Here is an 11,945-nt window from a genome sequence, read left to right on the forward strand (position 1 = left end):
CGATGGCAGCAAACAGTAACAACGGCATTATCTTGGGCAAATCAAGCATATCATGGCTCTCTAATTTTACATCTGCATCATGCAGACGAGTCATAACAATCACAGAAATATTAATGAAATTCTGCCGCCACTTTTAGAAAACTATACAGTTAAAGTGTATCTAATGCATAAATTACTGAAGATGTTTCGTATTGGCGCATGATAATATTAATAGGTTTATCTGGAGGTATCCGAAGGATGAGGAGGGACTGGTCGACAACGCTCTGAAAGATCTGAGGCTGTTCGAGGTGTATGCTTGCTGTATTTGATGTGGCGGCGGTGCGAAGCCATTTCGATTGATAGAATTGCATCGCCGATCGGCCGGTGATCATCGTCGCACAGCTTCAAGCCTGCCCAAAAGGAATATGGCTCGATCCGCGCCATCTGGTATCCGCTCGGCAGAAACAAATCGCTCATCGCAGCCTCTTGTCGGAGGCCGTGAATTACCGTTGATTCAAATGACCAGGAGCCTAGTTCCAATCCCCGATCGCCGCCTGAATGACCGCCATCGCCGCCACCACCGCCGTGTCGGCGCGCAAGATGCGTGGGCCGAGCGGGATGGCGGTGACGAAATCGAGACCGCGCAGCAGCGCGCGCTCTTCCTCCGAGAACCCGCCCTCCGGACCGACCAGCAGCGCCAGCTGCTTTTCTGCGACATCACGCAGCAGCGGCAGCGGGTTCTGTCCGGCATCGCCCTCGTCGCAATAGATGATGCGGCGCTCCCTTGGCCAGCGCGCCAGCAGGTCGGTGAGCTTCACCGGCTCGGCCACCTCTGGAATGCCGAGGATGCCGCATTGTTCGGCCGCCTCGACGACATTGGCTCTCACCTTGTCGAGATTGGTGATCTTGCCCTGCACATGCTGCGTCATGACCGGCTGCAGCAGGCCGGCGCCCATCTCGACCGCTTTCTGCACGAGATAATCGAGCCGCCCGACCTTCAGCGGCGCGAAGAGATAGTGGAGATCGGAAGGGGCGGGCTGTGGCCGCGTCTCTTCGACCGGTGTCATCAGGATGCGCTTGCGCGATGGAAAGGAGAGGCGCGCCTTCCACTCGCCGTCGCGGCCGTTGAAGATCAGCAGCTCCGCGCCGTCCTCCATGCGCAGCACGTTGGCGAGATAGTTGAACTGATCCTGATCGGCCTCGATGCCGGCATCTGCCTTGATATCCGAAACCACGAACAGCCGCTGCATGCGGAAATTGGCGCGCATGGGTACTCCCTTGGAGCAATTCGAGGAAAAGTGCGCAGCGGTTTTCCGTCCGGAATTGCGTAAAAGCAAAGAGATGGAACAGTGCCGCGATCCCATGGAACGCGGAACCGTTCTAGATGAAGAGCGCGACCATAGCCCAATATACGGTGGCCGCAAGCAGGGCTGAGACAGGGACGGTGATGGCCCAGGCGGCGATGATGGTCATGAAATGGGAGCGGCGCACGAGACGGCGGCGATGGACTTCGTCTGGATTGTGCACGTTGGCGTTGGCCGCTTCGCCGTCGGTGATTCCCGCCGCTTCCGCTTTCATTCGCATATAGGCCAGCCGGCGCTTCGAGTGGCTGGTATACCATTCACGGAAGAAGCCGACACCGAAGACCGAACCGACGGCGATATGGGTGGAGCTGACCGGAAAACCGAACCAGGCGGCGACGATGACGGTGAGGGCCGCCGACAGCGCCACGCAATAGGCGCGCATCGGGTTGAGCTTGGTGATCTGCTCGCCGACCAGGCGGATCAGGCGCGGACCGTAGAGCAGGATACCGACGGAAATGCCGCAGCCGCCGATCATCACCACCCAGAAGGGCGCGTTATGGCCCTCGGCACCGGCGACCACGTTCAGCGAACCGCCCAGGCTGACGCTGCGGACGATCGCCGCCAGCGGGCCGATGGCGTTGGCGACATCGTTGGCGCCATGCGCGAAGGACATCAGCGCCGCCGAACAGATCAGCGGCAGGCGGAAAAGCTTGCGCAACGCGCTGTTCTTGTTTTCCAGTCCGACCGACTGGGCCGCCACCAGCGGTCGCGCGGCGGCCCAGGCCAGAAGACCGACCGCGACGCCGATCATGATGTTCAGGGCGGCGGATACCGTGCCTTTCGGCGTGAGCTGCAGGATGAGATAGGCGGCAAAAGCCCCGGCCATCAGGCCGATGAGAATGGGGATCCAGTATCTGGCCGCCGCGATCTTGTCGTCGCGATAGATGATGAAGGTCTTGATGAAGAACAGGATGCTGACGGCGATGATGCCGCCGAGAAAGGGCGTGACGACCCAACCGACGGAGATGGCCGCCAATATGTGCCAGTTGACCATCTGCGGCCCGAGCGCAGCTGCACCCGCCCCGACAACCGCGCCGACAATGGCATGGGTCGTCGAAACCGGCGCCTTCAGCCAGGTGGCGAAATTGATCCAGAGCGCCGCCGACAGGAGCGCCGCCATCATCAGCCAGGCAAGCTTGTCATTGCTGATGACGCGGTCGGTGTCGATGATATGCGTCGAAATGGTCCTGATGACGGGTCCCCCGGCGATCGTGGCACCGAGGATTTCGAAAATCGCCGCCATGACCAGCGCTTGCGTCATGGTGATGGCGCGGGCGCCGACCGCGGCGCCGACATTGTTGGCGACGTCCTTGGCGCCGATATTCATGGCCATGTAGCCGGCCAGCGCCGCGGCGGCGATGACCAGCGTCGCGCCCGGACGGTCCAGCACGTAGATGCCGGTGAAGAACATGACGAGGCCGAGGAAGATCAGGCCGAGACCGGGAGCGATCAGTCGCTTCGTGACATGATTTGCCGCGTCCTCGACATAGGTGAATTTGTCGAGATCCTTGTCGAGTGTCGGTTTTGTCGGTATCGCCGGTCGGTCTTCGGGCATGCCATTCTCTGAATCGAAACGCGTAGTTTTACGCAGTGCCGTCAGTCGGGCAATGCCCGGCGGCCGGTCCAGCGCAATTTGTCGGAGTTATTAGCAGCTTACTTTGACTGCGCCATGGCGATGCTGGCCGTCATCCGTGCCTGGAAGGCAAGGATGAGGTCGCGCAGCTCCGGCTCGCGGACCCGCTTGACCGCCTCGTTGCAGGAGACCCACTCGATCGAGCGCTCGCCCTTTTCCTTGAAGTTTTTGGCAAGGCTGCTGACATCAAGCGCATAAACCTGCACCCGGCAAGGCACCTGGATGCCATCCTTCAGCACCTTGTCGTAGCTGAAAGCGCCTAATGGCTCGGTTTCCACGGTCCCATGCACGCCGGCTTCTTCGTAAGCTTCGCGGGCCGCCACTTCATGCGACAGCTTGCCCGGCATCGGCCAGCCCTTGGGAATGACCCAGCGCCCGGTGTCGCGGCTGGTCAACAGCAGAACTTCCAGCTCGCCCGTCTTCTTCCTCATCCGATAGCAGAGCGCGGCATATTGCTGTCGCGGCGGGCGCCGAAACATGAGCTGCACGTCATTTGCGATACGGCTGAGGATGGCCAAGAGTCGGGTCACCTTTAGAGGGCTATAGTTGAGAATCTGTTCTATATTAGCATTGTGTGGAAAAATTGTGCATTCGATATGAACCCATATGGTATTTCCTCACACCTTTATTGAGTCGTCTATAGGTAAAAATGCGAGGAGTCGGCTTCTGATATTCGCCAGTGATTATGCTGTCCGCGACATTATAGGCGACTCATATGCCGCAGATGGCGCAATTGCTCCCAAGCTCTTCCTATCGAACTGGAACGCAGGCTAATTTCCCGTCATGCCCGATCACCCCTCATCGCAACGTCTTCCGCCGATGAACGCGCTTCGTGCCTTCGATGCCGTTGCTCGTCGCGGCAGCATATTGCAGGCGGCGAGCGAACTCGGCGTCGTGCGCGGCGCCGTCCGTCAACAGCTTGCCGTGCTGGAGGGTCATTTCGGCGTCGCCTTGTTCCGGCGCGATGGCCGCCGTCTGGTGCTGACGGAGAAGGGTAGGGCATTTGCCGATTCCGTCGGCATTGCTTTTGGCATTCTGGCTCGAGCTTCCGCGGCGCTCACCGCCGGCGATCGCCGCAGCATCCGCCTCGGCGTGCCGTCCGCTTTCGCCATCTGGTGGCTGATGCCGCGCGTCGGCGATTTGCAGGCCGCACTCCCCGACATCGACATAGATATCATTCCCATGACGACGGTCGAACCGCTCGCCCGCCATCCCGATCTCGATGCGGTGATCATGGGCGGCGAGTATCGGCCGGCGCCCGATATTGCCGCCATTCGCTTCATGGAAGACGAGTTCGGCCCGGTGGCGACGCCGCAGCTCGTGATGCGCCTTGGTCTTGCCGCCGGTGTGGAGGCGTTGGCGGGCGCTATGGTCCTCACCAGCCGTTCGGCTCCGCGTCTTTGGGATGACTGGTTCGCCGAGAGCGGCAGGGTGCCCGTCCGTTTTTCCCGCAGCCGGGAATTCGAAGATCTGCTTCTGGCCGTCGGCGCGGCTCGCTCCGGGGTCGGCGTTGCCATCGCTCCACGTACGGCGATTGACGAGGACATCGGGCGCGGTGCGCTGACGGCACCCTATGGCTTCATCCGAAGGCCGGCGGGATATAGTCTCTGCATGCGCAGCAGCGACGCGAAGGATGCGGCCCTTGCAAGGCTGGCCGAATGGCTGCTTCGGAGCGGCGGCGCCTGACGATCCGCTGCCCATCTGGGGCGAGGATCAAGGCGCCGATGGCAGATTTTCTGCCCTGTCGCTCATTCCTATGTCCATCGACAGAACCCCATGTTGGGTGAGAGATCGCCGCTGAACGGAAATCGCCGTCAGGAGCGTATCATGGACCAGCCTGCCTCTCTTTCCCGTATTGACTGGGTTGCCCGCAGTTGCCGCCTGCTTGCCGCCACGGCAGCGGAATTTCGCGAGACACAGCCCTTTGCCGGCTTGACGATCGGCACCGGCATCCATCTCGAGCCGAAGACGGTGGCGTTGCTGATGACGCTGCGTGCTGGCGGCGCCAGCCTCGTCTGTACCGGCAACCTCAACAGCACCCAGCCCGAAACCGTCGATTATCTGCGCGCGCGGGGCATCACCGTCTTTGCCACGCAGACCACGAATGCCGACGAGCACGGCGCCAGCCTGGATGCCATTCTTGCGCAGAAGCCGGACCTGTTGCTCGACAATGGCGGCGATCTCTTCGCACGCGCCGCCGAGCGGCCCTATGCCGGGCTCCTGGGCGGCACGGAGGAGACGACATCCGGCCGAACGCGTCTATTGCCCCTTCGCAGCAAGCTCAATCTGCCGGTTCTCGTCATCAACGATAGCCCGATCAAGCAATTCGCGGAAAATCGGCATGCCGTCGGCCAGAGCCTGTTCGAGAGCTATCTGCGTTTCACCAATCGCTCGACCAATGGCAAACGGGTTACCGTCTTCGGCTACGGCGCCTGCGGCAAGGGAACGGCCGCCTGTTTCCGCAACGCCCATGCCTGCGTCAGCGTGATCGATATCGACCCGGTGACGGCGCTGGAAGCCCATCTCGATGGCTTTGTCACGCCGTTGCGCGAAGAGGCGATCCGTTCCGCCGATATCCTGATAACCGTCACCGGCCATCCCGCGATCATCACCGCGGCGGATCTGCCGCTGATAAAGGACGGCACGATCCTGATGAATGGCGGGCATTTCCCGCATGAGATCGATGTGGAAGCGATCCGCGACAGCGCCGACATTGCCGGCATCGATCGCTATGAAGCCGAGCATATCGAGACTGTCCGCCTGCGAGATGGCCGCGCTTTCCATATCCTTGGCGCTGGCCACATGGCCAACCTTGCCGGCCCGCGACCGCTCGGCAACACGGTCGAATCCATGGATCTCGGCTTTGCGTTGCAGGCCCGCTGCCTGGAACGCGTGGCAAGGGGCGGTCTCGGCAGGGAATCCTGTGTCGTCCCCGTGCCGGCGGATATCGATGCCATGGTGGCCGCGACCTATCTCGACCTGGCGCGATAGCGCCCCGATGAATCAGGTCTCAACCAGCGCCTGCGGCAGCAGCCGGTCGTAGAGCGCGGCCATCTCGTCGCCGAAGCAGCAGAAGATGATTTCGTCGAACGCGCCGCCTTTGCTGTCCGTGACGGCGGTGCGGATGGCGATCGCTGCTGCCGGCTCGGCGGGAAAGCGGTAGATGCCGGTGGAGATGGCCGGAAAGGCGATGGTTCTGAGGCCGCGCTCCCTGGCGAGGCCCAGGCTGTTGCGATAGCAGCTCTCCAGCAGCGCTTCCTCATCATGCCCGCCGCCGTTCCAGACCGGGCCGACCGTGTGGATCACATGCCTTGCCGGCAGGCGGTATCCCCCGGTGATCTTTGCCTGCCCGGTCCTGCAGCCATGCAGCATCCGGCATTCCGCCACGAGGTCCGGCCCGGCAGCGCGGTGGATGGCGCCATCGACACCGCCGCCGCCAAGCAGGCTGCTGTTCGCCGCGTTGACGATGGCGTCGACCGAAAGCCGGGTGATATCGCCAAGCATGACGGTGAAGCGCGTAGTCGTGTCGGAAGACAGATCGGAGCGGATGGTTTCAAGGGCGGGCATGAGGCTGATCTCCTGGAGCTTGGGCGGGGTGCCCCTATCGCTCCCAATAGGGCACAGGCCCATAAAGTTCCGCCAGGAAGTCGATGAAGACGCGCACTTTCGCCGGCAGGAACTGCCGGCTGGGATAGACCGCCGAGAGCGTGACATTATGCGAGCCCTCATAGGCCGGCAGTACCTGCACCAGACGGCCGTCCCGCAGCTCCGGGCCGATGTCCCAGGTGGAGCGCAGCGCGATACCGAGGCCCGCGATCACGGCCTCGCGGATCACTTCGCTCGAATTGGTGATCAGCTTGCCTTCCGGCCGCAAGGTCAGTGCACCCTTCGGTCCCTCCAGCCGCCAAGGATCGTGATTGTGCGCGGGCAGGCAGACATGGCGGCGCAGATCGTCGATATCCCTAGGCATACCATGGGTGGCGACATAGGCGGGCGAGGCGCAGAGCAACCGGCGCACTGGCGCCAGTCGTCGGGCAACGAGACTGGAATCGGTCAGTTCCGCGATACGGATGGCAAGATCGTAGCCGCCGCCGACGATATCCGTGAATTCGTCGCTCAGGACCAGATTGATCGCAAGATCCGGATGCGCCTGCATGAAGGTCTTCAGATGTGGGGCGATATGCAGGCGGCCGAAGGAGGTCGGAGCGGAGATTCTCAGCGTCCCCTGCATCTGTGCCGAGCGGCCGGCAATATAGGCTTCCGCCTCTTCCAGCCCGGCGAGGATGGCGAGCACCCGGTCGTAGAAGCCCTGGCCGGCTTCCGTCAGCGATATCTGCCGCGTCGTGCGCTGCAGGAGCCGGGTGCCGAGCCTGTCCTCCAGCCGCTTGATGCGTTTGGAAATGACGGCCGGCGAGAAGCCGAGGGCGCGGCCGGCAAGCGACATGCTGCCCGTCGCGACGACGCTGGCGAAGATTTCGAGATCCCCGAGATTGGTCATGGCGTGAGATTTATTCCTGTTCAGACATAAATGCTTATCATTTGCGCCGATTTCGGGAAAGTCGTAAGCGTGATATGGCGATAAAACAGGCCGTATCCCGATTTGGATGCGGGAGGAGGATGCTCATGGCCGATGCCATTTCATTTCTGGCGCCGCGTGCGGATGTGCTTGCCCGCCGCAGCGAGATCGTTGCCGATCTCGCCGATCTCCTTGCTCCGGAATGCCTGATCCATGAGCCGCGCGAACTGATGCCCTTTGAGACGGATGCCTTCGTTTCCTATCGCCGCATGCCGCTCGCCGTCGCCCTGCCGCGCTCGACGGCGGAGGTCGCCGCCGTCATGAGATACTGTCACCGCTATGGCATTCCCGTCGTGCCGCGCGGTGCCGGCACTTCGCTTTCCGGCGGTGCTATCCCGCAGGAGGATGCGGTCGTGCTCGGCCTTTCCAAGATGAACCGCATCCTGGACATCGATTTCGCCAACCGCGCCGCCACCGTACAGGCTGGCGTCACCAATCTGAACATCTCCGAAAGCGTCTCGGCGGATGGTTTCTTCTATGCGCCCGATCCGAGCTCACAGCTTGCCTGCACCATCGGCGGCAATATCGGCATGAATTCCGGCGGCGCCCATTGCCTGAAATACGGCGTCACCACCAACAACCTGCTCGGCGTCAAGCTGGTCCTGACCGACGGCACCGTGATCGAGCTCGGCGGCAAGGCGCTGGATGCGGCGGGCTATGATCTCCTCGGTCTCGTCTGCGGCTCGGAAGGCCAGCTCGGCATCGTCACCGAGGCAACGGTGCGGCTGATCGCCAAGCCGGAGGGCGCGCGGCCGGTGCTGTTCGGTTTCGACACGTCGGAGGAGGCCGGCGCCTGCGTGGCCGACGTCATCGCCGCCGGCATCGTTCCCGTCGCCATCGAATTCATGGACAAGCAGGCGATCGAGATCTGCGAGGCCTTCGCCCAGGCCGGTTATCCCCTCGATGTCGGCGCGCTGCTCATCGTCGAAGTGGAGGGGTCGGACGCGGAGATGGACGACATGCTGAAAAGCATCGTCGCGATCGCCCGCGATCACAAGGTCAAGACCGTGCGCGAATGCCAGTCGGCAACCGAGGCGGCATTGATCTGGAAGGGCCGTAAATCCGCCTTCGGCGCCACCGGCCGCATCGCCGATTATATCTGCATGGACGGCACCGTGCCGCTCAGCCAGCTCTCCTATGTGCTGCAGAAAACCTCCGAGATCGTCGACCGCTACGGCCTGCGCGTCGCCAACGTCTTCCATGCCGGTGACGGCAACATGCATCCGCTGATCCTGTTCAATGCCAACGATCCCGAGGATGCCGCAAGGGCGGAAGCGGCGGGCAACGATATCCTGCGGCTCTGCGTCGATGCCGGCGGCTGCCTGACCGGCGAACACGGCGTCGGCATCGAGAAGCGCGACCTGATGCGTCACCAATATGCCGAGGCCGATCTCGCCCAGATGATGGCGGTGCGCGCCGCCTTCGATCCCGGCTGGATATTGAACCCATCCAAGGTCTTCCCGCTCGATGGGCGTGACGCCGCATGAGCGAATTTTTGCCGAAGACCGAGGACGAGGCGGCCGCCCTCATTCGTGACCATGCGGCCCGTGGCGCGGCTCTGTCGATCGTCGGCGGCAATACGCGCGCGGGCTTCGGCAATGCCGTGGACGCCGAGGCGACCTTGTCCTCGCGTGGGCTTGCCGGGATCGTCGCCTATAATCCCGGCGAGATGGTGATGACCGTGCGCGCCGGGACGCCGGTTGCCGAGATCGAGGCGGCGCTTGCCGAAAACGGCCAGATGATGGCTTTCGAGCCGATGGACCACCGGCCGCTGATGGCAACGACGGGCGAGCCGACCATCGGCGGCGTCTTTGCCGCCAATGTCTCCGGCCCGCGCCGCTTCGTCAGCGGTGCCGCCCGCGACAGCCTGCTCGGTGTCCGCTTCGTCAACGGCAAAGGCGAGATCGTCAAGGCCGGCGGGCGGGTGATGAAGAACGTCACCGGCCTCGATCTGGTGAAGCTGATGGCCGGCTCGCACGGCACGCTCGGCCTCTTGACCGAAGTCACCTTCCGGGTGCCGCCGCGGCCGAAGACGGAGGAGACGATCGTGCTCTCCGGCCGCAACGATGCCGAGGCGGCGAATGCCATGGCGGCGGCGATGGCGCTGCCGGTCGAGGTGTCGGGTGCCGCGCATCTGCCGTTGACCGTCGCCTGGACCTTTCTGGACGGCGGCCTGCCGGAAGGGGAGGCGACCGTGCTGCGCATCGAGGGCCTTGCAGGCTCGGTCGCCGCAAGGGCCGAAAAACTCGCCGCCGCCATGAGCCGGCTTGGTCCGGTGACCCGGCTTGCCGAGGCGGAGAGCCGGCGGCTCTGGCGCGAGATCCGCGATGTGAAACCCTATGCGGACGGCACGATGCGCCCGGTCTGGCGCGTTTCCGTTGCCCCGAGCAGCGGCCATCAGCTCGTCGCCGCCCTTCGTCTCGAAGCCGGCGTCGATGCCTATTACGACTGGCAGGGCGGTCTCGTCTGGATGCGCATGGAGGCGGAACCGGAAGGCGATCTCGTCCGCCGCTATGTCCATGCCCTTGGCGGCGGCCATGCCACCCTGCTGCGCGCGCCGCCCGCCGCCCGCGCGACGACGTCGGCGTTCCAACCGCAGCCTGAGGCTGTGGCCTTGCTGTCGGCGCGCGTGAAGGAAAAGTTCGATCCCTCGGGGATTTTGAATCCGGGTAAGATGGCGTGATGAGGAAAACTGCCTGATGCAAACCAACTTCACCCTTGCCCAGCTTGCCGATCCGCATGTGGCCGAATCCGAGGCGATCCTGCGCAAATGCGTGCATTGCGGCTTCTGCACCGCCACTTGTCCGACCTATGTGACGCTTGGCAACGAACTCGACAGTCCGCGTGGGCGGATCTATCTGATCAAGGACATGCTGGAGAACGGCCGTGCCGCCGACGAGGAGGTGGTGACGCATATCGACCGCTGTCTATCCTGCCTCGCCTGTGTGACCACCTGTCCCTCCGGCGTCGACTACATGCATCTGATCGACCATGCTCGCGCCCACGTCGAGCAGACCTACAGGCGGCCGTTCCTCGACCGCTGGACGCGCAACATGCTGGCGGCGGTTCTGCCCTATCCCGGCCGCTTCCGGCTGGCGCTCAACCTCGCGCGCCTGGCCCGGCCGTTCAAGGGGCCGATGCAGCGCTTTGCGGCGCTGAAGCCTTTCGCGGCCATGCTCGATCTTGCGCCGCGCTCCATCCCGGCACCGTCGCCTTTCGCCAGGCCCGGCACTCATCTGCCTGAGGCGGCACGGCGCGGGCGGGTGGCGATCCTGACGGGCTGCGCCCAGCCGGTGCTCGATCCGGGGATCAACGAGGCGACCATCCGGCTGCTGACCCGCCTGGGCATTGAAGTGGTGGTGCCGCAGGGCGAGGTCTGCTGCGGTTCGCTGGTGCATCATATGGGCCGCGAGGAGCAGGCTTTGGCGAGCGTGCGCGCCAATGTCGATGTCTGGATGCGCGAGTTGGAGGCCGGCGGGCTTGATGCGATCATCGTCACCACATCCGGCTGCGGCACGACGATCAAGGATTACGGGCACAAGCTGCGGCTCGACCCGGCCTATGCGGAGAAGGCGGCGAGGATCTCCGTTTTGGCCAAGGACATCACGGAATATCTCGCCGGTCTCGACCTGCCCTCGCACATGCCGCGCGGCGTGACCGTCGCCTATCATTCCGCCTGTTCACTGCAGCATGGCCAGAAGATCACCCTGGCGCCGAAGCAGTTGCTGAAGGCGGCGGGCTTCACCGTCCGCGAGCCGGCGGAAGGCCATCTCTGCTGCGGCTCGGCCGGCACCTACAATATGATGCAGTCGGAAATATCCACCGAACTGAAGGCGCGTAAGGTGAAAAACCTTGAGGCGACGAAGGCGGATGTCATCGCAACGGGCAATATCGGCTGCATCACGCAGATCGCGACGGGAACGGGCATACCCATCCTGCACACGGTCGAATTGCTGGACTGGGCCTATGGCGGCGAGGTGCCGGCGAAGCTCAAGGGGCTGGCGCCGGCGGTCTAATGCGACGACGACGGCCGATGTGTCTTCCATTCCAGCTCGAAGATGTCGGCGCCGATGGATGTCAGGCTGATCCGGTCCTGCCCTTCCTCGAAGAAGGTACCGTCGAGCAGGCCGGCAACACCGTCATAGAACGAACCTTCAACCAGACTGGTGATGCTGGTCGACTTGTATTTTTGCCCGGAAAAATCGGCAACGGACATGCATTGCCGGCGCCCGTCGGCGAACACGTCGATCAGCCGGGGAACGACGCCCGCGTCGTCCACCTCATAGTAGATCATGACGGGTTCATCGTTTTCCGGATGAATCCAGTCGCATCGGTAATAGGAAAGGTTCATGCGCTGTTGCTTAGCACAAGAACCCCCGCGCCGGAACCGGTT

The 11,945-nt window shown here is 63.1% G+C and carries 11 protein-coding genes; 5 read left to right on the forward strand and 6 right to left on the reverse strand.

What is annotated here, in order from left to right:
- Nucleotides 1-509: 509 nt before the first annotated feature.
- From FHX11_RS06605 to FHX11_RS06615, 3 genes are all read right to left on the reverse strand, one after another.
- Entirely contained in the window at nt 510-1,247 is a 738-nt protein-coding gene (locus tag FHX11_RS06605) for a 16S rRNA (uracil(1498)-N(3))-methyltransferase (RefSeq protein ID WP_184356289.1), read from the reverse strand.
- Between the two features lie 112 nt (nt 1,248-1,359).
- Nucleotides 1,360-2,898, reverse strand: coding sequence for an inorganic phosphate transporter (locus FHX11_RS06610; protein WP_184356291.1), 1,539 nt, complete (start codon nt 2,896-2,898; stop codon nt 1,360-1,362).
- Between the two features lie 98 nt (nt 2,899-2,996).
- Nucleotides 2,997-3,494 carry an NUDIX hydrolase gene (locus FHX11_RS06615; protein ID WP_184356293.1) on the reverse strand — a complete coding sequence of 166 codons (498 nt, stop codon included), beginning with the start codon at nt 3,492-3,494 and terminating at the stop codon, nt 2,997-2,999.
- 301 nt (nt 3,495-3,795) lie between these two features.
- Between FHX11_RS06615 and FHX11_RS06620 the strand changes: the two genes are divergently transcribed.
- Together FHX11_RS06620 and FHX11_RS06625 are read left to right on the forward strand one after the other, a co-directional pair.
- Nucleotides 3,796-4,662, forward strand: coding sequence for a LysR substrate-binding domain-containing protein (locus FHX11_RS06620; RefSeq protein ID WP_246780910.1), 867 nt, complete (start codon nt 3,796-3,798; stop codon nt 4,660-4,662).
- Between the two features lie 141 nt (nt 4,663-4,803).
- Nucleotides 4,804-5,967, forward strand: a complete 1,164-nt coding sequence (locus FHX11_RS06625) for an adenosylhomocysteinase (RefSeq protein ID WP_184356297.1) — start codon at nt 4,804-4,806, stop codon at nt 5,965-5,967.
- Nucleotides 5,968-5,979: 12 nt separating this feature from the next.
- Here the strand turns inward: FHX11_RS06625 and FHX11_RS06630 are convergent, their stop codons facing one another.
- Together FHX11_RS06630 and FHX11_RS06635 are read right to left on the reverse strand one after the other, a co-directional pair.
- Nucleotides 5,980-6,543, reverse strand: coding sequence for an O-acetyl-ADP-ribose deacetylase (locus FHX11_RS06630; RefSeq protein ID WP_184356299.1), 564 nt, complete (start codon nt 6,541-6,543; stop codon nt 5,980-5,982).
- Between the two features lie 34 nt (nt 6,544-6,577).
- Nucleotides 6,578-7,474, reverse strand: a complete 897-nt coding sequence (locus FHX11_RS06635; RefSeq protein ID WP_184356301.1) for a LysR family transcriptional regulator — start codon at nt 7,472-7,474, stop codon at nt 6,578-6,580.
- Nucleotides 7,475-7,599: 125 nt separating this feature from the next.
- On the opposite strand from FHX11_RS06635, the gene FHX11_RS06640 reads away from it, so the two are divergent.
- Genes FHX11_RS06640 through glcF form a run of 3 tightly spaced genes read left to right on the forward strand, consistent with a single transcriptional unit; the run spans nt 7,600 to nt 11,568 of the window.
- A complete protein-coding gene (locus FHX11_RS06640) occupies nt 7,600-9,039 on the forward strand; it encodes an FAD-linked oxidase C-terminal domain-containing protein (protein WP_184356303.1) in 1,440 nt (479 codons plus the stop codon).
- Nucleotides 9,036-10,235, forward strand: coding sequence for a glycolate oxidase subunit GlcE (glcE, locus tag FHX11_RS06645; RefSeq protein WP_184356305.1), 1,200 nt, complete (start codon nt 9,036-9,038; stop codon nt 10,233-10,235). Before FHX11_RS06640 ends, glcE begins: the two co-directional genes overlap by 4 nt.
- 16 nt (nt 10,236-10,251) lie before the next feature.
- Nucleotides 10,252-11,568: a glycolate oxidase subunit GlcF gene (glcF, locus tag FHX11_RS06650; protein WP_184356307.1), complete on the forward strand. Its 1,317-nt coding sequence runs from the start codon at nt 10,252-10,254 to the stop codon at nt 11,566-11,568.
- On the opposite strand, the gene FHX11_RS06655 is transcribed toward glcF, so the two are convergent.
- Complete coding sequence (locus FHX11_RS06655) at nt 11,565-11,903, reverse strand: hypothetical protein (RefSeq protein WP_184356309.1); 339 nt, start codon at nt 11,901-11,903, stop codon at nt 11,565-11,567. The genes glcF and FHX11_RS06655 overlap by 4 nt on opposite strands.
- Nucleotides 11,904-11,945: the final 42 nt, after the last annotated feature.

The sequence above is a fragment of the Rhizobium sp. BK602 genome, from assembly GCF_014195095.1.
Classification (GTDB): domain Bacteria; phylum Pseudomonadota; class Alphaproteobacteria; order Rhizobiales; family Rhizobiaceae; genus Rhizobium.